The organism is Nocardiopsis oceanisediminis, from assembly GCF_048595525.1.
Lineage (GTDB): Bacteria > Actinomycetota > Actinomycetes > Streptosporangiales > Streptosporangiaceae > Nocardiopsis_A > Nocardiopsis_A oceanisediminis.
Genome location: NZ_JAFMZJ010000001.1, coordinates 717,338 through 741,377 on the forward strand (window position 1 = coordinate 717,338; position 24,040 = coordinate 741,377).

General features: G+C 75.2%; 22 protein-coding genes. 12 read left to right on the forward strand and 10 right to left on the reverse strand.

Going from position 1 to position 24,040, the window contains the following annotated elements; genetic code table 11:
- Positions 1 to 97 precede the first annotated feature (97 nt).
- Complete coding sequence (locus J0910_RS03335) at positions 98 to 859, reverse strand: thioesterase II family protein (RefSeq protein ID WP_420157031.1); 762 nt, start codon at positions 857 to 859, stop codon at positions 98 to 100.
- Between the two features lie 627 nt (positions 860 to 1,486).
- Here J0910_RS03335 and J0910_RS03340 point away from each other — a divergent pair.
- From J0910_RS03340 to J0910_RS03355, 4 genes are all read left to right on the forward strand, one after another.
- The gene (locus J0910_RS03340; protein ID WP_420157032.1) at positions 1,487 to 2,722 is read left to right on the forward strand and encodes an MFS transporter; all 1,236 of its coding nucleotides are present in this window, start codon (positions 1,487 to 1,489) and stop codon (positions 2,720 to 2,722) included.
- A 128-nt stretch (positions 2,723 to 2,850) separates the two neighbouring features.
- On the forward strand, positions 2,851 to 3,330 hold the full coding sequence (locus J0910_RS03345; protein WP_420157033.1) for a TetR/AcrR family transcriptional regulator: 480 nt from the start codon (positions 2,851 to 2,853) through the stop codon (positions 3,328 to 3,330).
- Between the two features lie 132 nt (positions 3,331 to 3,462).
- Positions 3,463 to 4,389: a TIGR02996 domain-containing protein gene (locus J0910_RS03350; protein ID WP_420157034.1), complete on the forward strand. Its 927-nt coding sequence runs from the start codon at positions 3,463 to 3,465 to the stop codon at positions 4,387 to 4,389.
- Positions 4,386 to 6,230, forward strand: coding sequence for a hypothetical protein (locus J0910_RS03355; RefSeq protein ID WP_420157035.1), 1,845 nt, complete (start codon positions 4,386 to 4,388; stop codon positions 6,228 to 6,230). The genes J0910_RS03350 and J0910_RS03355 overlap by 4 nt, the downstream gene beginning before the upstream one ends.
- Before the next feature lie 215 nt (positions 6,231 to 6,445).
- On the opposite strand, the gene J0910_RS03360 is transcribed toward J0910_RS03355, so the two are convergent.
- The 9 genes from J0910_RS03360 to J0910_RS03400 all read right to left on the reverse strand — a co-directional run bounded on the left by J0910_RS03360 (position 6,446) and on the right by J0910_RS03400 (position 15,689).
- Entirely contained in the window at positions 6,446 to 7,081 is a 636-nt protein-coding gene (locus J0910_RS03360; RefSeq protein WP_420157036.1) for a GyrI-like domain-containing protein, read from the reverse strand.
- A gap of 181 nt (positions 7,082 to 7,262) precedes the next feature.
- The gene (locus tag J0910_RS03365) at positions 7,263 to 8,876 is read right to left on the reverse strand and encodes a hypothetical protein (RefSeq protein ID WP_420157037.1); all 1,614 of its coding nucleotides are present in this window, start codon (positions 8,874 to 8,876) and stop codon (positions 7,263 to 7,265) included.
- Between the two features lie 652 nt (positions 8,877 to 9,528).
- Positions 9,529 to 10,392, reverse strand: coding sequence for an ABC transporter ATP-binding protein (locus tag J0910_RS03370; protein WP_420157038.1), 864 nt, complete (start codon positions 10,390 to 10,392; stop codon positions 9,529 to 9,531).
- Positions 10,389 to 10,985 carry a TetR/AcrR family transcriptional regulator gene (locus tag J0910_RS03375; protein WP_420157039.1) on the reverse strand — a complete coding sequence of 199 codons (597 nt, stop codon included), beginning with the start codon at positions 10,983 to 10,985 and terminating at the stop codon, positions 10,389 to 10,391. The genes J0910_RS03370 and J0910_RS03375 overlap by 4 nt, the downstream gene beginning before the upstream one ends.
- 186 nt (positions 10,986 to 11,171) lie before the next feature.
- Positions 11,172 to 12,584: a TrkH family potassium uptake protein gene (locus tag J0910_RS03380; RefSeq protein ID WP_420157040.1), complete on the reverse strand. Its 1,413-nt coding sequence runs from the start codon at positions 12,582 to 12,584 to the stop codon at positions 11,172 to 11,174.
- A 201-nt stretch (positions 12,585 to 12,785) separates the two neighbouring features.
- Positions 12,786 to 13,523: a hypothetical protein gene (locus J0910_RS03385; RefSeq protein WP_420157041.1), complete on the reverse strand. Its 738-nt coding sequence runs from the start codon at positions 13,521 to 13,523 to the stop codon at positions 12,786 to 12,788.
- Position 13,524: 1 nt separating this feature from the next.
- Complete coding sequence (locus J0910_RS03390) at positions 13,525 to 14,259, reverse strand: fluoroquinolone export ABC transporter permease subunit (protein ID WP_420157042.1); 735 nt, start codon at positions 14,257 to 14,259, stop codon at positions 13,525 to 13,527.
- A complete protein-coding gene (locus J0910_RS03395) occupies positions 14,256 to 15,173 on the reverse strand; it encodes an ABC transporter ATP-binding protein (protein ID WP_420157043.1) in 918 nt (305 codons plus the stop codon). The genes J0910_RS03390 and J0910_RS03395 overlap by 4 nt, the downstream gene beginning before the upstream one ends.
- A gap of 33 nt (positions 15,174 to 15,206) precedes the next feature.
- Positions 15,207 to 15,689 (reverse strand): GbsR/MarR family transcriptional regulator, encoded by a 483-nt coding sequence (locus J0910_RS03400; protein ID WP_420157044.1) that lies wholly within the window; start codon positions 15,687 to 15,689, stop codon positions 15,207 to 15,209.
- A gap of 359 nt (positions 15,690 to 16,048) precedes the next feature.
- Between J0910_RS03400 and J0910_RS03405 the strand changes: the two genes are divergently transcribed.
- The 8 genes from J0910_RS03405 to J0910_RS03440 all read left to right on the forward strand — a co-directional run bounded on the left by J0910_RS03405 (position 16,049) and on the right by J0910_RS03440 (position 23,939).
- A complete protein-coding gene (locus J0910_RS03405; protein ID WP_420157045.1) occupies positions 16,049 to 16,777 on the forward strand; it encodes a sporulation protein in 729 nt (242 codons plus the stop codon).
- 137 nt (positions 16,778 to 16,914) lie between these two features.
- The gene (locus J0910_RS03410; protein WP_420157046.1) at positions 16,915 to 17,694 is read left to right on the forward strand and encodes a hypothetical protein; all 780 of its coding nucleotides are present in this window, start codon (positions 16,915 to 16,917) and stop codon (positions 17,692 to 17,694) included.
- Between the two features lie 139 nt (positions 17,695 to 17,833).
- A complete protein-coding gene (locus J0910_RS03415) occupies positions 17,834 to 18,553 on the forward strand; it encodes a TetR/AcrR family transcriptional regulator (RefSeq protein WP_420157047.1) in 720 nt (239 codons plus the stop codon).
- On the forward strand, positions 18,537 to 19,454 hold the full coding sequence (locus J0910_RS03420; RefSeq protein WP_420157048.1) for an ABC transporter ATP-binding protein: 918 nt from the start codon (positions 18,537 to 18,539) through the stop codon (positions 19,452 to 19,454). Before J0910_RS03415 ends, J0910_RS03420 begins: the two co-directional genes overlap by 17 nt.
- The gene (locus J0910_RS03425) at positions 19,451 to 21,061 is read left to right on the forward strand and encodes an antibiotic ABC transporter (RefSeq protein ID WP_420157049.1); all 1,611 of its coding nucleotides are present in this window, start codon (positions 19,451 to 19,453) and stop codon (positions 21,059 to 21,061) included. The genes J0910_RS03420 and J0910_RS03425 overlap by 4 nt, the downstream gene beginning before the upstream one ends.
- Positions 21,062 to 21,341: 280 nt before the next feature.
- Positions 21,342 to 22,700 carry a DUF6782 family putative metallopeptidase gene (locus J0910_RS03430; RefSeq protein WP_420157050.1) on the forward strand — a complete coding sequence of 453 codons (1,359 nt, stop codon included), beginning with the start codon at positions 21,342 to 21,344 and terminating at the stop codon, positions 22,698 to 22,700.
- A gap of 32 nt (positions 22,701 to 22,732) precedes the next feature.
- The gene (locus tag J0910_RS03435; protein ID WP_420157051.1) at positions 22,733 to 23,527 is read left to right on the forward strand and encodes a hypothetical protein; all 795 of its coding nucleotides are present in this window, start codon (positions 22,733 to 22,735) and stop codon (positions 23,525 to 23,527) included.
- A 76-nt stretch (positions 23,528 to 23,603) separates the two neighbouring features.
- Positions 23,604 to 23,939, forward strand: coding sequence for a hypothetical protein (locus tag J0910_RS03440; RefSeq protein ID WP_420157052.1), 336 nt, complete (start codon positions 23,604 to 23,606; stop codon positions 23,937 to 23,939).
- The last annotated feature ends 101 nt before the right edge of the window (positions 23,940 to 24,040 follow it).

The following is a 24,040-nucleotide window of genomic DNA, read 5'->3' on the forward strand; positions in this document are numbered from 1 at the left end:
TGCTCGGTCGTGTCTTCTGCGCCGCCTCGGGCCCGGGGACGCGCCCCGGGGCCTGCGGCACCGCCGCCGGTGGGGGACGCCGGCGGGTCGGGACCGGTCAGGGGATCGTGTTCAGCCGTCCCGCGATGAGCTCCAGCACCTCGGCCTGGCGGTCGGCGAGGTAGAAGTGCCCGCCGGGGAACACGCGCAGGTCGAAGCCGCCGGTGGTGTGCTCCTCCCAGGCCCGCGCCTCATCGATCGAGACCTTGGGGTCGGCGTCCCCGGTCATCGCGGTGACGGGGCAGCTCACGGCGGCCCCGCCGGGCCGGGGCCGGTACGTCTCGGCGGCGGTGTAGTCGCCGCGGATCGCGGGGAGCACCATGCGCAGCAGCTCCTCGTCGCCCAGCACGTCGGAGTCGGTCCCGTTGAGCCGCTTGAGCTCGGCGACGATCCCGTCGTCGTCGCGCCGGTGGACGGTCTCCTCGCGGTGCCGGGACGGTGCGCGCCGCCCGGACGCGAACAGCGCGGCCGGCACCGTGCCGGCCTTCCGCTCCAGCCGCAGGGCCACCTCGAAGGCGAGGGAGGCGCCCATGCTGTGGCCGAACAGGGCCAGCGGGGCGTCCGTCCACGGCTCGAGCGCCGAGGCCACCTCGTCCGCGAGCTCGTGCAGGTCTTCGATGCACCGCTCGGTGCGCCGGTCCTGCCGGCCGGGGTACTGCACGGCGAGCACGTCGACGGCCGGAGCCAGCGTGCGGGCGACGGGGAGGAAGAAGCTCGCGGACCCGCCGGCGTGCGGCAGGCAGGCCAACCGGACGGAGGCGTCCGGCGACGGGGAGTATCTGCGGATCCAGAGCGGGGAAGCGGGAGTAGACCCGGGCATCGACCAGCCGTTTCTTAATCGGGCGGAATGCGCCGTAGTGGCTGCGGCACTCCGCCTGGAGAGGTCGTGACTGCTTTGTGGTGAATTGTCAGCCATGTTGTGCCTTGGGCAAGTTCGTTGATGTTACCCCACCCTGGTGAATACCGGATCAGCTCCACATAAGCTCACGTCAGAGGCGGATTTCGAAACTATGAATGAAGCCGGCGGGCGAGGATGCGACGGAATCGGTCGCCCTGGCGCGGGTGCGCTCCCCCCTCTCCCTCCGGCCCTGGGGCGCCATCCCGCGGAAGCCGTCGGCGCGGTGCCCGGCCGGTCGCCGGACCGCGGTTCCCCGCGCCTCGTGGGGCGGGGCGGTCGCCCGGCGCGGTCCGGCGGGCGGCGTGTTCCGCTCCCGCCTCTGACTCCCGGCCCCGGACGCCGGTTCCAGTGCATCGACGCATCGCAGGGCCGCGGCGTTCCGAACTTTTCGCGCGAGATGCCTCCCGGTCGGAAGGCGCGCCGAGCGGATGCGGTGGCGCGGGTCACCACCGGAGGTCTTGAGGCGGGGGGAGCGGCGCAGCATACTTCTGGGACGGACGTCCCAGTTTTTTTTGCCGCCGTTCCGCCCCAACCCCCGAGGAGACCGCCATGCCCAACCCCTACGCACGGATATTCGCCGCCCCGGGAGCCAAGGGGTTCACCGCGGCGAGCCTGATCGGGCGGATGCCGGTGGCCATGACCGGCATCGGCATCATCACGATGCTGTCGGTCACCGAGGGCGACTACGCCCTGGCCGGTGCCGTCGCCGCCACCTTCACCCTGGCCATGGCGGTGATCGCGCCCCAGGTCTCCCGGCTCGCCGACCGGTTCGGCCAGCGCCGGGTGCTGCCGGCCGCCGCCGGAGCGGGCATCGCCGGGATCTGCCTGCTGCTGCTCGCGGTCCGGCTCGACCTGCCGGCCTGGACCTTCTTCGCGGCCGCCGTCCCCGCCGGGGCCGTGCCGAACATGTCGGCGATGGCGCGGGCGCGCTGGACCGAGCTCTACCGGGGCACGCCCCGGCTGCACACCGCCTACTCGTTCGAATCGGTCGCCGACGAGATCACCTTCATCGCCGGCCCCGCCCTGTCCGTGGTGCTCAGCACCATGGCCTTCGCCCAGGGGGGACCGCTCGCCGCCGCCGTCCTCCTCGCCGCGGGCGTCCTGCTCTTCACCGCGCAGCGGTCCACCGAGCCGCCGGTCCGCCCGGCCGCGGAGCGGGCCCGCGGTGCGCTGCCGCTGCCGCTGCGCAGCGGCCCGCTCGCGGTGCTCGCGCTGACCCTGCTGGCCGGCGGGGTCATCGTCGGCACGGTCGACGTGGTCGCCGTCGCCTTCGCCGAGTCGCTGGGCGTGCCCGGCGCCACCGGGATCGTGCTCTCCGCCTACGCCCTCGGGTCGGCCGCCTCCGGGCTGGCCTTCGGCGCCCTGGACCTGCCCTGGAAGCCGCACCGCGCCCTGCTCGCCGCCGTCGCCGGAACCGGGCTGACCACCCTGCCCCTCCTGTTCGCCGGGGGCATCTGGACGCTGTCCGCGGCGGTCCTGATCGCCGGGGCGTTCTTCGCGCCCACCATGATCACGGCGATGACGCTGATCGAGAAGGCGGTCCCGGCCTCCTCGCTGACCGAGGGCATGACCTGGGCGCTCACCGGGCTGACCGTCGGCACCGGGATCGGCACCCTCGCCGCCGGCCTTGTCGTGGAGCGGGCCGGCACCACCGCCGGCTTCGCGGTCGCCGTCGCCGCCGGTGCGCTCGCCGCGGCCACCGCCGCGCTCTCGCAGCGCCTGCTCGGCCGCGCGGTCCGCGCCGCAGAGGACGGCGGGGCGCGGCACGCCGGCGCCGTCGGGTAGAACGGGGCTACCGCCGCGCGGAGCGGCCCCGGCCCACCCGAGGAGGAGCACTGAGCGAGCCCACCACCGACGGGCGCAGGATCAAGGGCCTGCGCCGCCGGAACGCGCTCATCGAGGCGACCCTGCGCGTGATCGAGCGCGACGGGGTGGCCGGCGTCAGCCACCGCTCGGTCTCCCGGGAGGCGGGGCTGCCCACCTCGGCCAGCACGTACTACTTCACCGGCCTGGGCGACCTGCTCACGGCGGCGCTGACCAGCGTCATGGAGGAGGACTCCGAGCGGATGCGCAGGCTCTCGGCGGGCGGGGACCGCCGGCGCGACCTCGCGGTCCTCCTCGCCGAGGTCGCCGGGGAGCCCGGCCGGCTGCTCGCCGAGTACGAGCTGTTCCTGCTCGCGGCCCGCCGCCCGCACCTGCGCGAGGCGACCGACGGGTGGATCCGGGCCGTCCGGGCCTTCGCCGCCGGCTACACCGGCGACCCGGTCCGGGCCCGCAACGTCGCCGGCGCCGTCGACGGGCTCCTCCTGCACAGCCTGCTCACCGAGGAGAAGCCGACCGCGGACGAGTTCGAGGCGGCCCTCGCCGACCTCCTCCCCGGCCCCGGACGGTGAGGGGCGCCGGGGGAGGGGCGGCCGGAGCCTCGGAGACCGGTGTGCTTTCCGCCGTGAACAGCGGTGATGTCACTGTTTTATGCGGATCGCCGGATTCGGGAAAGTGTCCGGCGCCGCTGCTAGCGTCCCCGCATGCGACTCGCCACCCTCGAACAGGCGCTGCGGGCCCGCCCCGAAGACCGCGCGTCGTGGCTCGCCTACGCCGAGCGGCTCACCGAGCGGGGTGACGCCCGGGGCGAGCTGATCCGGCTGGAGCAGCGGCGCGAGCACCTCGCCCCGGCCCGCCGCGGCGGAGTGGAGCAGGAGATCGCCGCCCTGGTCCGAGCGCACGAGCGGAGCTGGGACGCGGAGCTCCCGCCGGAAGCGGAGGTCCTGGAGCGACGGCACGGGTTCGCCGTGAAGGTCCGCGTCGAATGGTCCGACCGCGCGCCGGTGGCCGCCAACGAGGCCGTGCGCGCCCCCTTCGTGACCGCGCTGCAGATCGGGCCGGGCGCACGGATGGACGACGCCCCGTGGCACGAGGACCCCGATCAGGACCCGACCGAACCGCCCCCGTCCCTCGACGCCGGCGCCCTGGCAGCGCTCGACCTGGGCCGGGTCACCGAACTCGAACTGCCCTACCTGCAGATCGGTGCGATCGGCGCCAGGGCGCTCGCCGTCTCGGAGCACGTCCACGCCGACCCCTCCGGACCCGGGGCGGCCGGGGCGGGCCGCCTGGAAGCGCTCGACCTGCGCTACTGCGGCGTCGGCGACTCCGGACTGGCCGGGCTCGCGGAGTCCCCCCGCTTCAGCGGCGTCCGCCGCCTGCGCCTGCAGCGGAACGCGCTCACCGCGGAGGGCGTGCGCGCGCTGCACCGCTTCGACCGGCTGACCGAACTCGACCTGCGCTACAACGGCCTCGGTGAGGAGGGGGTGCGGGCCCTGCTCGCGGCGCCGTTCGCCGGCTCGCTCCGCCGGCTCCTCCTCAACCCCGGCGACGCCGGAGCCGGCGGCGCGCGGCTGCTCGCGTCGGCCACCGGCCTGCCCCCCGAAATCCGCAGCTTCTGGAGGAGCATATGAGCACCGGTCTCCGCGACCGCTTCTTCGCCCTGTCATCGGGCGGGGCCTCGGAGGAGGAGGCCGCCCGGTACCGCGCCGAGGTCGACGCGAACCACGCCGGCCCCGCCGCGGTGATCGACGGCCTGTCGGTCTCCTGGCACCCGACGGCGCGCTTCAAGTCGGTGCGCTTCGTCGACGCCGAACGGATCGACGCCGCGGTGCGCGACTCGTTCGCCCGGCCCAGCGAGGCCGCGCCGTACCTGGCCGCCGTCTTCGCCGACCCGCTCGAGCTGTCCTTCCGCACCTTCGAGAACATCCTCCCGCTCGACCACCTGTTCGCGGACGCCGCGGACTTCGAGCTCACCGGGCGCGAGGAGGTCGCGGAGGGCGCGTACACCTTCTCGCTGCGGCTCCCGGACCCCGCCCGGGCCGCGCTGGAGGGCCTCGACGCGCTGGGCCTGTACGTCCCGCCGCTCAACGCCGCCTCGCGCGGCGGCGACCGCTTCATCTTCCACTCGGCGCTGCTGGCCGAGGCGCTCACCGGTGCCGCGGCCGAGGCCCTGCCGGAGCCCCTGCGGGACGGCTTCTCGCACGTGAACCCGGTGTTCCGGTGCAACCGCTTCGAACCGGGCGACGCCAACTTCCACCGGCACCTCGACACCCCCTACTACGACGGCGCGCGCGGCCACGTCTCCCGGTACACGCTCCTGCTGTACCTCACCGGCGGGTCCGGCGACCCCGTCCTGGACCTCTCCGGCGGCGCCGCGCTCACCGAGATCGCCCCCTTCACCTGCGTGCTCTTCGACCAGCGGTACGAGCACGAGGGCGCCCCCTACCGGGACGGCCGCAAGGTCTTCCTCCGCACCGAGCTCGTCTTCACCGACCCGGGCACCGGGCACGACCCCGAGATCGGCGCGCTGTTCAGCAAGGCCTGCTACCTGACCGGCGAGAGCGTCTTCGCCCCCGAGCTGGCCCGGCACGCCGACGACTACTACGACCGGGTCGCGCGGGCGCACTGGAACGGCCTCGCCCCCGGGGCCGCCCGCGAGCCCTTCGTGCACAAGCGCTTCCAGGGTGTGGACTTCGTCGCGAACGGCTACGACTTCTGGTTCCCCCGGAGCGGGGAGCTCTCGCTCGCCGAGTGCGCCGCGATCACCCTGATGGACTACTTCAACTGCCGGATCGGCGAGACCTCGTTCCGCGCCCGGTGCGACTCCGAGGTGATCGAGGCCGAGGGCACCGACTGGATCCCCGGGTTCCTCCGGGAGCGGGGCGGAGGCTCGGCGGTCCCGCCGTTCGACAAGTCCCTCCTCTTCCCGGAGCCGGAGCGGCCGGTCGCCGACGCCGAGATGCCCTGCTGCGCCTTCCACGGCATGGACGGGATGGACACCACCCGCAGCGAGGAGGTCATCGACTGCTACACGGATGAGCAGGAGGAGGCGAAGGCCGAGGTCATGCCCGCGCCGATCCTGGTCCTCGGTGAGGAGGCGGTCCTCGACCCGGACCGCTTCGTGGTCCAGGGCAACCGGATCCACGTCCTCGGCAAGCAGGCCCTCGCCCCGGTGAACTTCGCCGCCTGCCAGGGGCCCGGCCTCGAACCCGGCGACTTCATCGACACCGCGACCACCGTCGGCGCGGTGGACCTCCTCGTCCCGCCGATCCTCTTCGCCGAGTCCGACGGCTGCTACCACCTGCGGTTCGACTTCTTCCGCAACTCCTGGACCGTGGCCCATGAGCAGTCCGCCGTACCGATCCCGGTGATCCGCCCGCTGGAGCTGTCCGACCTCGACCTCTACGAGGACTACGACGAGGACGAGGACGAGGACTACGACGAGGAAGAAGACGAGGAGGACGAGGAGTAGCGGCGGCGGAGGCCGCGTGCCCGCCCGCCGGGCACGCGCCCCGGCGGACCGCGAGGCGGGACCGCCGGCGCCCCTCCCGCCTTCCGGCCCCTCCGGCCGGGGCCCGGCCGGAGGCCCCTCCGTCCTCGAAGGGGCGGGCAGGAGGGCCGGCCGACCCGGCCGGCTCGGAGGTCCCGTACCCGGCGGCCCCCGCGCCGGCCCGGACCGGCCGGTCGCTACACCCGCGGGGCGGTGACGGGCGCGACCGGCTGGCGGAGGACGGTGCGCCGCTTCTCGGGCGCGGTCCTGCGGAAGTCGCTCAGGTAGATCTCGTGGTGCCGGCCGGCCATCCGCAGCCCGCAGCCGGGGATGAACTCGCGGTGCATCCGCGCGAGCACGTCCGCCTCCTCGTCGAAGGAGCCGACGTGCAGCGTCTGCGCGCACCGCCCCTCGGACAGCTCCTCCAGGCGGACGTCGCCGAGGCGCTCCGGGCGGTTCCGGGCTCCGGCCTGCTCGACGGCGGCGGCGAACATGTCCGGGCCGATCCAGTCCGGGACCATGATCATCAGCGTCCACTCCCACCGCGCCTTGTCCCGCGCCGAGGTGAAGGAGTCCATCTCCTCGGCCCACCACAGGCCCTCCAGCGGCGGGACGACGTAGTCGCGCCCGAGCTCCCGCTTGCCGGCGAACTTGAGCTTGTAGGCCACCGGGTAGAGGGCCTCGATCGCCCCGGCGAACGCCGGCGAGGTGTTCGGGTCGCCGTGCCCGTCGACCATGAGGTACCGCATGTCGGGCACGTCCAGCAGCCGGAACCGGCCCCGCCGGGCCTGATAGGCGTCGAGGGTCTTCTTGAAGTCGGTCTTGTCCGCCATCGGGAACCTGGACTCGGGGTGCGAGCCGCTGCCTCTCCGCATCCGGGGGTCAGGGGAGTAGGAGGATACTCCGCGCCCGGCGGGCGGGCCCCGCGTGCGCCGGTTCCGGCGGCCGCGGCGGAACCGGGCCGGTGGGAGGGCGCACCGGGGAACGGGAGGGGCCTCGCCCGCGCCCCCGGGGTCACGGCGACAGCGAGGTGCGGTGCGCCCGGCGGACGGCGAGGGCGCCCGCGGCGGCCGCGGCGGCGAGTCCGCAGAGCAGCACGGGCAGGGCGGCCGCCTCCCCGGGGTGGCCGGGGACCGCCAGCAGCGGCCAGGCGGGCGGGAGCACCAGCAGCGCCCGGCCCCAGGCCTCGGGCAGGGACCAGGCCAGCGCCGGCAGCAGGACCGAGACCGCGCCGGCGGCCTTGACCACCACCAGCGCTTCGACCTTGTTCCCCGCCAGCGCGGCGGTGGCCAGGACGATCAGCGGGGCCTGGGCGGCCGCGAGCAGGACCGCGGCCGATGCCTGCGGCCACGGCCAGGGGGCCGGCGCCAGCCCCGACAGCGGGACCGCGACCGCCAGGCCGAGCAGCGCGAGCGCGGCCGCGCTCGCCGCCCGCAGGGCGAGGTAGGCGCCCGGCGGCAGCGGGGAGGTCCGCAGCACCGGGATGATCTGCTCGTCGGCGTCGTCGATGAGCCGCAGCGCCACCGCGGCCCCGGCCATCACCGGGACGTGCAGCAGCACCAGCGCGGCGAAGAGCGCCGGGGCGGCCGGGGCCGGGTCGAGGCCCTGCGACCGCTCGACGAAGGAGGCGGCCGGCGGGTAGAGGAAGCGCAGCAGCAGCGCCAGCGGCAGCGGCGCCACCGCGATGGCGACCAGCAGCGGATCGCGCGCGGATCCCAGCAGGTCGAAGCGGGCGAACGCGGCGGCCGCCCCGCCGCGCCGCCGGCCCCGACGGTGCCCCGCGCTGCGCTCCGCGGCCCGCTCCCGCCCGGCGGGGCGGTACCGGCCCCGGGGGCGGAGCACCGCGGCGGCGGGCCGGCGGCGCGCCTGCTCCTCGGGGACCGCCCGCCGGGCCGCCCACGCCCAGGCCGCGGCGGCGCACACCGCCGTCCACGCGCAGGCCGCGAGCGCCGGGGCCGGCGGCGGGGCCCCGGCGGAGCCGCTCCGGATCAGCTCGGCGGCGCCGGTGGTGGGGACGGCGAACGCCAGCGGGGTGTCCACGGCGCCGGCCAGGTGCAGTCCGGGCAGGGCGACCAGCGGCGCGACCCAGGGCACCGCGGCGAAGGCGGCGCCCAGCAGGGTGCGCGCCCGCGCCCCGGCGGCCATGCAGACCGCCACCAGGACCACCGAGGTCAGCGCCACGCCCGCGCAGACCAGCGCGGCGGAGGCGGCGCGCGGCAGCGGCCCGCCGGGCGGGGCGGCGGCGGTGATGGGCAGCGCCATGGCCGTCGCGGCGGCGGTGATGGGCAGCGCCATGGCCGTCGCGGCGGCGGTGAGCAGCACCAGGCGCGCCGCCACCGCCTCGGCGGGGCGCAGCGGCGCGGCCGCGCGCGCCGCCTCGGCGCCCTCGGTGCGCTCGAAGAGCAGCAGCCCGACGGCGATGAGCGCGCCGAACCCGGCGGTGTCCAGGAACAGCACGAACGGGGCGAGGACGCGGGCGGCCGCCGGCGGGAGCAGCGCCATGGCCGCCGCCCACAGCACCGCCAGCACGGCGGCCAGCAGCAGCACCCGGTAGCGCAGCGCGATCCGGGCCTCCAGCACCAGGACCGCCCGGAACCGCCTGAACGCGCCGGTACGTCCTCTGCTCATCGCCGGCTCCCGTCCTTCCCCCGGTCCGCCCGGCCGGGTGTCCTCCCGCGCGGCGCCCCTGACCCGCCGGATCCGCGGGCGCGGCCCCCTCCCGGGGACCCGGCCCCGGGCGCGCCCGCGCCGGACCCGCCCGCGCCGGAGCGGTGCGGTGCCGCCGGGCCCCGCTCGGCCGTCCTCTCCGGGCCCGCCGGCGGGCGGAGGCCCCGACCGGAGGAGGGAAGGGGGCGGGAGGGAGCGGCGGCCCCGGACCGCCGCCGGCCGAGAGACCGTCGGGCATGCGGGTGGCCGCCCGGGGTGCTCGGCGGCGGACCGCCCCGTTGGTCTCGGCGCTGCGGGGGCATCAGGGCGCCCTGATACCCCCGCAGCGCCGAGACCAACGGGGAAGCGGGGCGGCGGCGCGCGGCCCGCGGCGGCCGCGGCGGCGCCGGGCCCCCGATCCCCGCCTCTCCCGGCCCGCGGCCGGACACTCCGGGCGACCGGCCGCGCACCCGACGGTCTCCGAGGGGCGCGGGGAGGCGTCCCGCCGTCCTTCCGCCGAACGGGCGCGCCGGCCTGCGGCCGCCGGCCGGGACGCGGGCCTGCCATCGGCGGTGGCGGGGGCCGTGGTGCCGGGCCCGGGAGCCGGCGGGGTTCCGGTGCGGGGGCGGCGCCGTCACAGCCGGACCTTGGTGACCTCGGCGAAGACCTCGTCCAAGGCGGCTTCGCGGGTGTGCAGGGAGGCCAGGCCGCCGCCGGCGATGATCCGGGAGAGCTCGGCGGCGTCGTCCGGGCGGGCGGGGTCGAAGGTGCGCCGCCGCAGCACGCCGTGCTCGGTGTACTCGGCGCGCAGCCCGGGGCGGCCGTGGCGGAGCTTGAAGGCGGCCGGGGTGTCCACGGCGGCGATGCGGCCGCCGGCGACGAAGGCCACCCGGTCGCAGAGGCGCTCGGCGGTGGCCATGTCGTGCGTGCTCAGCAGCACGGCGGCGCCGCGGTCGGCCTCGGCCCGCACGATCGCGCGGATCCGGGCGGCGCGCACCGGGTCCTGTCCGGAGGTGGGCTCGTCCAGCAGGAGCAGCCGGGGCCGGTTGACCAGGGCGCGGGCCAGGTTCAGCCGCATCCGCATGCCCTTGGACAGCTCCGCGACCCGCCGGTCGGCCTCGGCGCCCAGGTCCAGCCGGTCCAGCAGCTCGCCGGGGTCCTCCGCGGCCCCGCGGTAGAGGGAGGCGAAGGCGGCCAGGTTCTCCCGGGCGGTCAGCCGGGTGTAGGCCGCGGGCAGTTCGAAGCCGACGCCGACGTGCTCGAAGTAGTCGGACCCCCACTCGGGCAGCGGGCGGCCCAGGGCGCGCACCGCGCCGCCGTAGCCGCGGACCAGCCGGGTCAGCACCTTCTGCACGGTCGACTTGCCCGCCCCGGAGGGGCCGAGGAGGCCGAAGACCTCACCCGGGGCGACCTGGAAGGTCATCCCGCGGACGGCGGGGTGCGGCGCGCCCCGGTAGCGCACCTCCAGGTCGGCCACGCGGACCGCGCCGCCGGTCACGCCGGCTCCCCGGGCGGGTCCTGGAGGGCGGCCAGCGCCTCGTCTGCCAGGTCGGGCAGGTGGGCGGCGCCGCCGTCCCGGGCCCAGGCGGTGACGGCCTCGGCCAGGGCCGCGGTGCAGGCGGCCGCGACGGCGCGCACCGCCAGCGGCGGATCGGTCCGGCCGGGGGCGAGGCCGCGCTCGAAGGCCTCCTGGGAGCCGCGCATGCTGTCGCCCATGCGGCGGCGGAGCGCCGGGGTGTCCAGGATGAGGCGGGCGCGGAGCAGCAGGTTCTCCCGTTCGCGGGCGTAGACCTCGGGCAGCGCCCGGGCCAGGGCGGCGCGCACCCGCGCGACCGGCGGCTCCTCGCCGGGCCGCTCCCGGACGAGCCGCTCCAGCAGCGGGTCGTAGTCGTCCCGCAGCACCACGTCCTCCTTGGTGGGGAAGTGGCGGAAGAAGGTCATGTGGGAGACCCCGGCCTCGGCGGCGATCCGGGCCACCGGGGTCCTGTCGTAGCCGTCCTCCAGGAAGAGCCGGTAGGCGGCGGCGCGCAGCGCATCGCGGGTCCGCTCGCCCCTGCCCCGGCCGCCCGGGGTCCGATCGCGCCGTGCCATGGCATCCCTCCGAGTGTTATCGGCTAACACGTTAGTCGCTAACATTCGAGGTGTCCAGGGGCGTCCGGCGGACGGCGCCGCTCGGGGGCGATCGGACGCGCGGCGGCCTTCCGGCCCGACCGGCGGACCGGGCGCCCCCGCGCTCTCCGGGCCGGCCCCGCCCTCCGCCGCCGCCCCGCCGGGGCCTCAGCCGATCACCGGGCGCTCCTCGGGGTAGCCGACGCGCCGGGCCCGGCTGCGCAGGGCCAGCGCGGTGGCCAGCGTGATCGGGCCGATGCGCCCGACGAACATCAGCAGGCAGAGCACGATCTGGCCCAGCGGCGGGATGTCGGCGGTGATGCCGGTGGACAGCCCCACCGTCGCGAACGCCGAGACCACCTCGAACAGCACCTGGTCCAGGCTGAACGGGGTGATGGTGATGAGCAGCAGGGTGGAGGCCACCACCAGGCCGATCGCGAGCAGCACCACCGTCACCGCCTGGCGCTCGGTGTCGGCGGGCAGCGTCCGGTCGCCGACCACGGTGCGCGGTTCGCCGCGGACGTTGGCGAGGATGACGAACGCCAGCAGCGCGAAGGTGGTCACCTTGATGCCGCCGGCGGTCCCGGCGCTGCCGCCGCCGATGAGCATCAGGATGTCGTTGACGAACAGCGTCTGGGTGTGGAACCCGGCCACGTCCAGGCTGTTGAACCCGGCGGTGCGCGGCATCACGCCGTGGAAGAAGCCGACCAGGAGCTTCTGGCCGGTGTGCATCGGCCCCAGCGTCGCGGGGTTGGACCACTCCAAGGCGGTCACCAGGAACGATCCGGCCGCCAGCAGCACCAGCGTGGTCCAGGCGGTGATCCGGGTGTGCAGCGACCAGCGCCCGGTCGGACTCGGCCGGCGCCGCCGCCAGACCTCGATCCACACCGGGAAGCCCAGCCCGCCGGCGATCACCGCGAAGGCGATCGGCAGCACGATCCAGGGGTCGGTGGCGAACCCCATCAGCGAGTCGGAGTAGAGCGCGAAACCGGCGTTGTTGAACGCCGACACCGCGTGGAAGACCCCGTGGTAGAGGGCCCGGCCCACCGGGTAGTCGTAGGCGGCGGCGAACCGCGCGGCCAGCAGCACCGCGCACACCGCCTCGAAGACCAGGCTGAACGCGGTGATGCCGACCACCAGCCGGCGCACCTCGCCCAGCGTCACGGCCTTGGCCTCGCCGCCGGCGGTCAGCTGCATCCGCAGGTTGATCCGGTGCCGGACCAGCAGGATCAGGGTCGAGGCCAGGGTCATGACGCCGACCCCGCCGATCTGGATCAGCACCAGGATCACCGACTCGCCCAGCAGCGACCAGTGCGCGGGGGTGTCCACCACGATCAGGCCGGTCACGCAGAGCGCGGACACCGCGGTGAACAGCGCGTCGACGAACCCGGTCTCCTCGCCGGCCTGCGTGGCCGCGGGCAGCATCAGCAGCAGCGTCCCCGCGGCCACGACGAGGGCGAAGGCGGCGGCCGTCGCCTGCGGCGGCCGCGCCCTCCCGGCCGCGGCCGAGACCGCCCCGACCGCCAGGCGCCGCGCACGCCGCAGCGCCCTGACGGGCAGGCTCTCCCGCCCCTGCTCCATGCGGTCCCCCCGCTGTGAGATCCCGGCGGCCGCCTTCCGATATGCGGCCTGTGCCGCCCTTCCGGGCGGCGGACGATCCTATCCCCGACCAGGAGCGGCACCGCCGCCGACACGGCCGGAGCCGCCCGGCGCCGGCCCGGGAGGGCACGGAGAGGGCCGCCCCGCCGGAGCGGAGCGGCCCTCTCCCGGCCGGCGCGGGCCTCACCGGTTCCGGCGGTCGAACCCCCAGAGCAGCAGGGCCAGGTAGGCGCCGTTCACCGCGATTCCGCCGAGCAGCCAGGGCCAGACCGCCCCGCCCTCCGCGGCCACCCAGAAGACCTTGACGGCCCAGTAGGACGGCAGCACGCCGAAGGCCAGGCCCCAGGCTCCCGGGATGAACCAGGGCAGCAGGGGGAGCGCGAACAGCAGCGTCCCGATGCCCCGGACCACCGCGAGCCCTTCCAGCTTGTTCCGGGCGACCATCGCCATCAGCACCGCGACCACCGCGGCGGTCAGGCTCGCGGACAGCGCCGCGGCCGCGGTGCCGGCCAGGCCGCCGCCCGCCGGCATGAACCCGCTCAGCCCCACCGCGACCGTGATGAACACGGTGGTCACCGCCACCAGGGTGGCCACCCGGTACAGCGCGAACACCGGCATGGTCACCGGGGTGACCCGCAGCGCCTGCAGGGTCCCGGAGTCCTTCTCCTCCAGCAGCATCAGCCCGGCCAGCGCGCCGAGCACCGCCGGCGGCCCCAGCACCAGGAACATCGAGACGATCAGCGGGTGGTAGGGGACCAGGTCGAAGCCGTACCGCTGGTCCAGCATCTCCGTCAGCGGCGGCAGCGTGAAGCGCACGAGGGCCAGGTAGAAAAAGGGGGCGACGGCCAGGAAGCGCAGCATGGAGTCGCGCCGCAGCCCGATCAGGTCGTTGCGCCCGAAGGCGCGCACCGAGGCGGCCATGTCACTTCCCCCCTGCGACGACGAACCGGGTGAACAGGCGGCGGGCGAGCAGCGCCAGCAGGGCCGTCCAGAGCAGCTGGTAGCCGATCGCGTAGGCGTACTCCCACGCGGCGGGGTCGGTCTGGCCGAACGCCGCGCCGAGCAGGATGAGCGAGCCCTGCGTCGGGATCAGGTAGAGCACCGGGTGCTCCCAGAGGCCCGAGTAGTGCAGCAGCGGCGCGTTCACCAGGGCCAGCCAGAACGTGGACGGGACCACCCAGTCGGTGACCGAGGAGAACGGCAGCGCGGTGGCGAAGCTGAGCACCAGCATGAGCATGGTCGTGGTGACCAGCCCGGCCAGCAGCGGCAGCGGCGAGAAGGAGAGGCCGTGCGCGATCACCGTGATCACCAGCGCCAGCACCGTGCTGAGCAGGGTCAGGGTGGCGACCTTCGCGCCGAGGTATTCGCGGAAGCGCAGCGGCGAGACGGTCAGCGCGAACAGGGTCCGCTCGCCCTTCTCGAAGAAGAGCGAGGCCGCGATGAAGAAGAACGGGACGACCACCAGGTCGCCGAAGAGCACCAGCGGCGCGGCGACCTCCCGGTAGCCCGTCGGCAGCGGCAGCAGGACCGCCAGCCACAGCGCGACCGAGAAGACGGCGGCGTAGAGGAACCCGTAGCGCTTCTGCAGCCGGAGCTCCAGCCGCATGGCGCTGCGCAGCCGGGCGGGCCGGCGCGCGGCGGGGGCGGCGGCGCTCATCCCAGGCTCCTTCCGGTGACCTCGACGAACACGTCGTCGAGCCCGGCCTCCTGGCTGTGCACCGATTCGATCCGGCGCTCCCGGAGCAGGGCGTGCAGCGCGGCGTCGTCGGCCATCCCGTCCAGCGGGAACTCCGCGGACTCCAGGCGGCCGTCCTCGCCCCGGTAGGCGACCCGCACGGTGCGCCGGCTGCGGGCGAGCCTGAGCTCCTCGGGGGAGTCCATGGCGGCGATGCGCCCGTCGACCACGAACGCCACCCGGTCGCAGAGCTCCTCGGCGGTCTCCATGCTGTGCGTGGTCAGGAAGACGGTGCGGCCCTGCCCGGGCAGCTCGGCGATCATCTCCTTGACGATGCGCGCGTTGGACGGGTCCATCCCGCTGGTCGGCTCGTCCAGGAAGACCAGCTCGGGTCGGTGCAGCAGGGCGCGGACGAAGGTCAGCCGGGTCTGCATGCCCTTGGAGAACCGGCCGACCCGGGTGCGGGCGGCGTCCCCGAGGCCGACCCGGCGCAGCAGCGCCATCGGGTCCTCGGCGGGCCCGCCGTACAGCGAGGCGAAGAACTCCAGGTTCTCCAGCGCGGTGAGCTTCTGGTAGTGGTTGGGCAGCTCGAAGGAGACGCCGATCCGCCGGTAGTAGTCGGCGCCCTGCTCCTCCGGGGGGCGCCCCCACACCCGCACGGTGCCCCGGGCGCCGGTGAGCAGCCCGGTGAGGATCTTCTGGGTGGTCGACTTGCCCGCGCCGCTGGGGCCGAGGAAGCCGAAGACCTCGCCGCGGCCGACGGAGAAGTCCATTCCGCGCACCGCGGGCTCGGCGGCCCGGGGGTAGGTGTAGGTGAGGTCCGCGACGTCGATGACCGGCGGGTCCTGCGGCGGCGCCGCGGCGGCCGGGCCGGTGTCGGGCCGGGTCTGGGCCATGGTGGTCCCCTTGCGATGGCCGGGTGGAGCCGGCTACCCCTCCCGCGCCCCTCCGGCCTCGTGCCAGGAGTCGCGCAGGGCGGCGTAGCCGCGTTCCAGGAACGTGTACATCTCGTGCAGGTCGCGGAGGCGGTCGAGGTCCTCCTCGGGCGCGCCCTCCAGGCGCTTGAGCCCGTCCTCGGCCAGAGTGCGGACCGCCGCCGCCTCCTGTACGCGGGTGTCGATCTCCCCGCGCCAGAAGCCCGGGCGGAGCCGGTAGTAGTGCCGCCGCGAGCCGGGGACGGTGAACCGCTCCACCGCCTCGGAGCGCTGGAGCAGCCGGATCGCCATGCTGATCGCTCCGCGGCTGGCTCCCAGGGCCCCGGCCAGTTCGTCGGCCGACTGGTGCGCGGGGGAGCACACGATCAGTCGGCCGAGGACTCGCCCCTCCATCCGGGGCAGCCCCCTCTCCTCGAAGAACCGGCCGAGTTCCTCGGCAAAGACCTGGCGCTCACGCTCCATCCCCGCCTCCGCCATGCTTCTGCTCCTCACCGTCGCGGGTGCCGTCGGAGACGACGGTAGAACGATCCGCATGAACTTTCAATACTTTTTGAAAGTTCATTCCGCAGGGGCGGAAGGGGCGTCCGTCCTTCCCCTGGACCGCCCGCCGGCGGCGCGTAGGGTCGGGGTGCGGGGGTCTGCGATGCTGGGCGTCAAGAAAGCGCGTCCGGGCGTCAAAACCGCGTATGCGCGCCCCGCCGTGTGCGCGGGGGCGGGCAGAGTGGTCCTCCGCGCGGCGCGGTGGGCGGATCCGGGATCCGCGGACCGGCCTGCGGCGTCAGAAGCGGGGCGGCCGAGGTGGCGGCCCGGTGCGGAGCGGTGACGGAGGAGAGGCAATGGAGTTCGGGCGACGCCTGCTGGCGACGCTGGGCATCGGCGGAGCGAAGGTCTACAGCGAACCGGTGGGGCCGGTGCGGCCCGGCGAGGTGCTCCGGGGCAGTGTGCTCATCGCCGGCGGAGACGCCGCGCAGCGCATCGACGACCTCACTGTGGGGCTGCAGGCGCGGGCGATGATGGACAAGGGCGAGACCGAGTGGGACGTCATCCTGGAGTTCGCCCGGGCCCACGTGGAGACCGGGATCGACATCGCCTCGGGGGAGCGCAAGAAGCTCGACTTCGAGCTCGCCGTCCCCTATGAGGCGCCGCTGACCAGGCTGGACGGCACCCCGATCAGCGGGATGGGCGTCGGTCTGGACACCCGGCTGCACCTGCACGGCGCGGTGGACGCCGCCGACCTGGACCCGGTCGACGTGGAGCCGCTGCCCGCGCAGCTGGCGGTGGTGGAGGCGCTGCGGGAGCGGGGCGCGGAGCTGGAGCGGGCGGTGCTGCACCGCGGCCCGGGGCCGCTGGGCGCCCCGGAGGACTTCTTCCACCAGAGCCTGGAGTACGGGATCGCCGACCGGCACCTGTCCCTGGTGATGCGCGCCGACGCCGAGGGGTGCGAGGTGGCGGTGGTCGTCGCGGGCCGCCGGGGCCCCGCCCGGCAGGTGCGGGTGGAGGGCGCCGACCCCGAACCGGGCCTGCGCGAGCTGCTGGCGCCCCCGGTGGTGCTGGAAGGCGCCTGAGCGGCGACCGGGCCGGCCGCCCCGCGCGGCCGGCCCGCGCCGTGCCCGCCCGCGGTTTCAAGCGGCCTTCTCGGGATATGCGTGTGAGAGCCTTCCCCGGCACCCCCGCCCTCTGATCCCCGAGAGGAAACCGCCCCATGTCCGATGGGACCGAGACCCCCGACAGCGGCTCGGCCGCCGGACCGCCCGACAGCGGCTCCGGCGCCGGACCGGCCGGTGCGGGCATCGCCCGCCACAAGGTGCCGGTGATCGCCGGCGCGGTCGTCGCCGGGACCGCCGCGCTGCTGGTCCTGCCGGTGGTGCTGCACCCGGGGGACCCGTTCGAGGACGTGGGCTCCTGCGAGGACGTCTTCACCGACGAGTTCGTCAGCGGCCTGCCCCTCGACGGCGACCTGATGATGCTGGAGTCCGAACCCGGCGAGAGCGGGCTCCCGGAACGGTTCGACCCGACGCTCATCTGCGTGGACGCGGCGGACAAGAGCCTGGTGGCGGAGTTCTTCGTGCTGGATCCCGCCGAGGACCCGACCGACTACGGCGCGGCGCGCGACATGGTCTCCACCAGGCGCGGCATCGCCGAGGAGACCCGCTCCAACACCGATGAGGAGCGGCCGTTCCGGACCACCGAGCTGGAGGACCTCGACGCCGGCGACGGCGGGTTCACCGCGCTGTACGAGCCGCCGGAGGAGCTGCGCGGCGACTACGCCGAGTGGGCGCCGGACTCCTTCCGGAACGGCCACGCCACGGCCGTGTTCAGCCTCCGCAACGTCGTGGTCCAGGTGACCTCGTTCGGGAGCGGCGACCTGTCGGCCCCCTCCCGGTCCTCCGTCGAGCGCGTGGCCGAGGACCTGGCCGAGCGGATCCCCGAGACCGGCGAGGAGGGCGGCGGCTCCCCGCCGGAGAACACCGTGGAGCCCTGACCCCGGCCCTCCCCTCCCGAACACCCCTCGGCCCCGGAGGCCCGGCGCGCGCGGCGCGCCGGGCCTCCGCCGCGTCCGCCCCGGACCGCCGCCAATACACTCTGGACAAGAAACAATAATCTCGTATAGCTTCGAATACATGATTCCAGTATCCAAGTCAGGCGACCGGCCGCCCGAGGACCTGACCGCCCGGGCGCGGATCAGGGACGCCGCGCTCGCGCAGTTCGCCGCGCGCGGGTACGCCGGGGCGACCCTGAAGAGCGTCGCGGAGACCGCCGGGGTCTCGATCGGCCTGGTCCAGCACCACTTCGGCACCAAGGACGACCTGCGGCGGGCCTGCGACGCCTACGCCGCCGACAGCCTGGCGAACCTCGACAACCTGGGCGTCACCGGAGGCGAGATCGGCGACCCCGACTTCCTCTCCCGGATGTTCCGGCAGAGCCCGCTGGTGCTGCGCTATGTCGCCCGCCTCATGGTCGACGGCTCCCCCTCCGCCGCCGCGTTCTTCGACAGCGGCGCCGAGGCCACCGAAGAGTTCCTGAGCCGCACCTGGCCCGACCGCTTCCCGCCCGGCTCCGGGCGGACGCGCGACGCCGCCGCGGTGATGGCGGCGATGCACCAGGCCACGGTCGTGCTGCACGAGCACCTGTCCCGCCGGATGGGCGGCGACGTGCTGGCCCCGGAGAACACGGCCCGCATCGGCCTGGCGATGTTCGACGTCTACACCTCCATGGCCGAGTTCGCGGCCTCCGAGACCGGCGCGGCCGTGCGCGACGCGGCCCGCGCCCACCAGCACGGCGCCTCCGCGCAGCGGCCCGCGCCGGAGAAGGGCGGCCCGGACGATGACCGCGACCGTTGACATCACCGGACTGGAGAAGGCGTTCGGGGAGACGCGCGCCCTGGACGGCCTGGACCTGACCGCCCGGCAGGGCGAGGTGCACGGCTTCCTCGGCCCGAACGGGGCGGGGAAGTCCACCGCGCTGCGAATCCTGCTCGGCCTGGTCCGCCCGGACGCCGGGGCGGTGCGGCTGCTCGGCGGGGACCCCTGGCACCGGGCGGTGGAGCTGCACCGCCGGCTGGCCTACGTCCCCGGCGACGTCGCCCTGTGGCCCGGCCTCACCGGCGGCGAGGTGATCGACCTGCTGGGGCGGCTGCGCGGCGGCGCCGACCGGCGGCGCCGCGACGAGCTCATCGAGCGCTTCGGCCTCGACCCGACGAAGAAGTGCCGCGCCTACTCCACCGGCAACCGGCAGAAGGTGGCGCTCATCGCGGCCCTGGCCGGCGGCGCCGAGCTCCTGGTGCTCGACGAGCCCACCTCGGGGCTGGACCCGCTGATGGAGGCGGTCTTCCGGGAGTGCATCGCCGAGCAGCGCGCCGAAGGGCGGACCGTCCTGCTCTCCAGCCACATCCTCGCCGAGGTCGAGGCGGTGTGCGACCGGGTGACCATCGTCCGCGGCGGCCGCACGGTCGAGGCCGGCACCCTGTCCGAGCTGCGCCACCTCACCCGCTCCTCGGTCTCGGCGGAGCTCGCCGCCGCACCGCGGGGGCTGACCGGCATGGCCGGCGTGCACGACCTGCGGACCGAGGGCCGCAGGGTCCGCTGCCAGGTGGACACCGACCGGATCGGCGCGGTCCTGGCGCACCTGCACGGCCTGGGGATCGCCGACATCACCGTGCAGCCGCCCACCCTCGAAGAGCTGTTCATGCGCCACTACCGGGCCGAGCCGGCCGGCGCCGCCCCCGGGGCGGTGGCCCGGTGAGCGCGCCCGCCGCCGCACCGCGGGCCGCGACCGCGGGCCCGCTGACCGGGACCGGCGCGCTGGCCCGGCTGCTGCTCCGCCGCGACCGCGTGATGCTCGCGGTGTGGCTGCTGCTGAGCTGGGGGGTGGCGGGCGCCCGGGCGGGCGGCACCTACGAGGCGCTGTACCCGACCGCCGAGGCCCGCCAGGACCGCTACGACCAGGTCATGTCCGAGGTCCCGATGTTCCTGCTGTTCCAGGGGCCGGCCTACGGGACCGACACCAACGCGCTCCTGGTGCAGGAGTCGTTCGGCGCCGCGACCCTGCTCTCGGCGCTCGGCGCGGTGGTCTTCACCGTCCGGCACACCCGCACCGACGAGCAGTCCGGGCGGCGCGAGCTGATCGGCTCGACGGCGGTGGGGCGGCACGCCCCGACGGCCGCGGCCCTGGCCGTGGTCTCCGCCGGCGGCGCGCTCCTGGCGGCGCTCACCGCCGCGACGATGCTGGCCTCCGGGATGCCCGCCGCCGGATCGCTCCTCTTCGGCCTGGTGGTCGGCGCGGCGGTCTGGGTGTCGGCCGCGATGGCGGCGGTCGCGGCGCAGCTGACCGCGAGCCCGCGCGCGGCCGCCGTCGGCGCGTTCGCGCTCTTCGCCGCCCTGCACTTCGTCCGCGGCGTCTCCGATCTCGGCGGCCCGGGGCTGACCTGGCTGGGCTGGCTGACGCCGAACGGGTGGCTGCAGCGCACCCGGCCGTTCGCCGGGGACCACTGGTGGCCGCTCCTCCTGGCGGCGGCGCTGCTCGCGGCCCTGCTCTGGGGGGCGCTCGCCCTGTCCGACCGGCGCGACCTCGGGTCCGGCGTGCTGTCGGCCCGCCCCGGCCGCGGCACCGCCCCGCGCACGCTGAGCGGCCCGTTCGGCCTGGCCTGGCGGCTGCACCGGGGGACGGCGCTGGCCTGGCTGACGGGCACCGCGGCCATCTGCCTGCCGACCGCGCTCGTGGGGACGGCCGCCATGGAGCAGTACGCCGCCGGCGACCGGATGGCCGAATGGGCCGCCTCGGCGGGAGCGGCCCCCGCCGACGTGCTCTTCGTCTACATCGCCTTCAGCACCGTCTTCCCGATCACCCTCTACACGGTCCAGACCGTGCTGCGGATCCGGGCGGAGGAGGCCGACGGGCACGCGGCCCTGCTGCTCTCCGCCCCGCTCGGCCGGGTGCGCTGGGCCGCGGGCCACCTCGCGGTGGCGCTGGCCGCCCCCGCGGTGCTGCTGCCCGTGGTGGGCCTCTGCTTCGGCGCGGGCGCGGGCGACATGGCCACCATGCTCGCCGTCACAGCCCGCCTCGTCCCGGCCGTCTGGGTGATGGCGGGGATCGCCATGGCCGCCTGCGGCCTGGCCGGCCGCGCCGCACCGCTGATCGGCTACGGCGCGCTGGCCGTCGCCCTCACCGCCGAGTTCGGCCAGCACCTGGGCTGGCCGGAACGGCTCTTCCAGGCGCTCTCGCCGTTCGCCCACGTCCTGCCGTTCTTCGGCGCCCCCGGCCCCGGCACCCTCCTCACCCTCACCGCCCTGGCGGCCGCACTGTGCACCGTCGGCCTCACCGCCCTGAACCGCCGCGACCTGCTCACCTGAGACCGGCCTCCGCGCGGGGGCCGGAGCGTTCCCCGTGAATACGAGGGCCGTTCGGAACATCTTTCCCTCCGCCGCCCCGGAAAGGCGTACCGAAGGGGTCCCGGGGCCTCCGGCCCCGGGACCCGGCGCCCGCGCGAACGGTTACGCTTCCCATATCGAATCGTGATGGACGTGGTGTTGGCTTCTTTTTCGAAGCCCCCCTCACACGATTGATCCCCCAATGACGCCCTTTCCTCGATCCGGCAGCGACCGGGGAGCGAGCTTCGTCGAATACGGAGCGGTGATCCTGCTCGTCGCCGCGATCGCGGCGGCGGCCGTGACGGCGGGATACGGCCGCGAGATCGCGGGAATGGTGCGCACCGCCATCGATTGCGCGGCGCAGACCGGAACCTGTCCGACCGGGGATTCCGCCTCCTCCGGCGAAGAGCCGTCCGAACCGGACGGGAACGGGGCGGCGCCGGTCCTGCCCGGCGGGGAGGCGGGGATCCCCGACCCCCTCGATTGCTGGGGATGGGTCCAGGGCGCCTGCGATTTCGGGCAGGGCATGTGGCTGGAAGGGTCCGACATGGCCACGGAGGCCGTCGAGGGGGCCCAAAGCCTCGGCTGCCATTTCCACATCTGCAACCCCGACGACTTCCGGGAGACGTGGTCGGCGACCGGGGACGGCCTCTGGCACACGGTGACCGACCCGATCGGAGCCGCCCAGGACAGCTGGGACGCCGCCACGGCGGGCATCCGCGGCGACTACAACGCCGGCCACGAGGAGCGCTCCGCCGGGCGGGTCGCGCTCATCGTCGGGTCCTCGGTGTTCGGCGCCATCGGTCTGGGGATCCGGTCGGTGCCCGACCGGGACCTCCCGGCGGGCACCGTCGCCACCCACCTCGCCACCGCGACCCGCGAAGGCCGGATGGGGAACGTGGGCGGCGCCGAACGCGCCGCGGAGAACGCGGAGCGGCTGGCCGAGGCGAGCGAGGAGCGGGCCCGCGAGGACCCGACGCAGGACAACCTCGACCAGGCCGAACGGGACCGGCGCGACGCGGAGCGGGCCCGGCTGGAGGCCAAGGCCGCCCCCGCGTTCGAACTGCTGCTGGAGACCGAGACCGGACGCGGACTCAACGGCTTCCTGCACCGCCAGGGGACGCAGATCGAATTCGTCAACGACCCGGACCGGCGCGGCCACGTGATGTACGACCCGCACACGGACACCATCATCATGGGCGAGGACTTCCTCGACACGGACCCGGTGGTGGCGGCCTCGCGGCTCGCGCACGAGATCACCCACGCCCGGCAGAGCTCGGAGGGCGGACTTCCCGACCCGACCCGGATGGACCGCGATCTCTACATCAAATCGGCCCTGGGAACGGAGGCCGATGCGGTCGTCAGTGAAATCCGGGTCTATGAAGAGCTGCGGGAACAGGGGCACGATATCCCGATCACCGAATGGGAGACCGTGTACAACGAATCCTACGAGTCCTATATGGAAGAGGCCGAAGGGACCGGGATGAGCACGGGGCGGGCCGAGGAGAACGCCGACATCGTCGCCAGGGGTGAATTGGCGCGCCTGATCGGCACACAGAACGCCTCCGTCGGAAACATTCCCTATACGGAGTACTATGGAAATATCTGGGACCAGTATTGATCAGGGCCGTGCGGCCCCGGGGCGGTGACGGAATGGCGGACGAGAGCCCCCCGATCGCGGCCGCCCGAATCCGCCTCCCCGGACGGCTCGCCGTCGCCGCCGCGCTGACCGCGGTCCTCGCGGCGGGCGGGTGCGCGGCCGACCCCGCCGGCACCGAGGAGCAGGGAGAGAGCGAGATGCCCGGGACGCAGTCGAGCGGACCGCCGGAGGTGCCGCAGGGCGCGGATTTCGCCGAGGAGCGGCGAGCGGTGGCGGAGGAGATGTGGTCGGCCGGGCGGACCGGGTTCGCCCCGGACGTCGCGTCCCCGCGCTCCACGATGGTCGGCGAAGAGGAGCAGGCCGCCCTCCCGGACGACTGGCGGGTCCTCCTCTTCCAGTCCACGCTCAACCCCGGCCTCGGCGTGTTCGCGGCGCTCGGCCCCGGCGGCGAGGCGTTCGTCCTCACCGGGGACGAGGACGCCTACACCCGCTTGGCGGAGGCGTCCGGGATGGCGGTGGACGGACCGGAGGCGGCCGTCGAGGCGGCCGCCTTCTTCCTCGAGTACACCCGCCGCTCCCAGGACCCCCTCGTCGTTCTCCGCTCGCCCTCCGACGCCGTGCTCGGCCCGTCCGGCGACGAGGCCCGCGAGGAGGCCGAGAAGCGGATCGAGGACGCCGTCTCCGCCCCGGAGGCGGAGCCGGACGGGGACGGCTTCACCGTCACGCTCCACACCCAGCGCGGCGACCGCCTGGACCGCTGGACGGGGACCGTCCGGCGGAACGGGGCGGTGGAAGGCGACTTCAGCACCGTCCTCGAGGACCTTCCCGCCTCCTACGGCCGGCCCTGAGCCCGCCGCGCGCTCCACGACCGGAACAGGAACCGCGATGCCCGCCGCTCCCCCTTGGCCGCTGAGAACGGCCCGCGTGCTGCTCTGGGTGATGTCCTTCCTCACCGCCCTGACCGCGGTGCAGGTCTTCCTGCTGATCGGCGGGGCCTACGGGGCCGGGGTCGCCGCGATGCAGCTCGTTCCCGCGCTGATCTGCGCCCTGGCGGCGGTGCGCCTTCCGCGCACGGGGCGCGCGGGGTACGCGCTGCTGCTGGCCTTCCTCGCCCTCGTCGCCCTGTGGCAGGTCGACCGGTTCACCGGCGGGGAGCCGTTCGGCATCGTCGGCTTCGCCTTCGTCGCGGTGCTGGTGGCCCTCCTGGCCGCCCCGGGAACCCGCCGCCACCTGCGCTCCCACGCCGCCGCAGGCCGGTGACCCGGCCGGAGAGCGGGCGCGGGGCGCGAGAAGGGCGAGACCCCGGGCCCGCGTGCCGTGAGCACCGCGCCGACCCGGGGGTTCCCGGTGGGCCCGGGGGG

Bases quoted from the DNA above. Each gene is read 5' to 3' on its own strand.
- J0910_RS03390 (WP_420157042.1), bottom strand. From the start codon at position 14,259: ATGAGCGCCGCCGCCCCCGCCGCGCGCCGGCCCGCCCGGCTGCGCAGC.
- J0910_RS03395 (WP_420157043.1), bottom strand. From the start codon at position 15,173: ATGGCCCAGACCCGGCCCGACACCGGCCCGGCCGCCGCGGCGCCGCCG.
- J0910_RS03435 (WP_420157051.1), top strand. From the start codon at position 22,733: ATGGCGGACGAGAGCCCCCCGATCGCGGCCGCCCGAATCCGCCTCCCC.
- J0910_RS03350 (WP_420157034.1), top strand. From the start codon at position 3,463: ATGCGACTCGCCACCCTCGAACAGGCGCTGCGGGCCCGCCCCGAAGAC.
- J0910_RS03340 (WP_420157032.1), top strand. From the start codon at position 1,487: ATGCCCAACCCCTACGCACGGATATTCGCCGCCCCGGGAGCCAAGGGG.
- J0910_RS03335 (WP_420157031.1), bottom strand. From the start codon at position 859: ATGCCCGGGTCTACTCCCGCTTCCCCGCTCTGGATCCGCAGATACTCC.
- J0910_RS03355 (WP_420157035.1), top strand. From the start codon at position 4,386: ATGAGCACCGGTCTCCGCGACCGCTTCTTCGCCCTGTCATCGGGCGGG.
- J0910_RS03400 (WP_420157044.1), bottom strand. From the start codon at position 15,689: ATGGCGGAGGCGGGGATGGAGCGTGAGCGCCAGGTCTTTGCCGAGGAA.
- J0910_RS03380 (WP_420157040.1), bottom strand. From the start codon at position 12,584: ATGGAGCAGGGGCGGGAGAGCCTGCCCGTCAGGGCGCTGCGGCGTGCG.
- J0910_RS03360 (WP_420157036.1), bottom strand. From the start codon at position 7,081: ATGGCGGACAAGACCGACTTCAAGAAGACCCTCGACGCCTATCAGGCC.
- J0910_RS03410 (WP_420157046.1), top strand. From the start codon at position 16,915: ATGTCCGATGGGACCGAGACCCCCGACAGCGGCTCGGCCGCCGGACCG.
- J0910_RS03405 (WP_420157045.1), top strand. From the start codon at position 16,049: ATGGAGTTCGGGCGACGCCTGCTGGCGACGCTGGGCATCGGCGGAGCG.
- J0910_RS03420 (WP_420157048.1), top strand. From the start codon at position 18,537: ATGACCGCGACCGTTGACATCACCGGACTGGAGAAGGCGTTCGGGGAG.
- J0910_RS03385 (WP_420157041.1), bottom strand. From the start codon at position 13,523: ATGGCCGCCTCGGTGCGCGCCTTCGGGCGCAACGACCTGATCGGGCTG.
- J0910_RS03365 (WP_420157037.1), bottom strand. From the start codon at position 8,876: ATGAGCAGAGGACGTACCGGCGCGTTCAGGCGGTTCCGGGCGGTCCTG.
- J0910_RS03415 (WP_420157047.1), top strand. From the start codon at position 17,834: ATGATTCCAGTATCCAAGTCAGGCGACCGGCCGCCCGAGGACCTGACC.
- J0910_RS03375 (WP_420157039.1), bottom strand. From the start codon at position 10,985: ATGGCACGGCGCGATCGGACCCCGGGCGGCCGGGGCAGGGGCGAGCGG.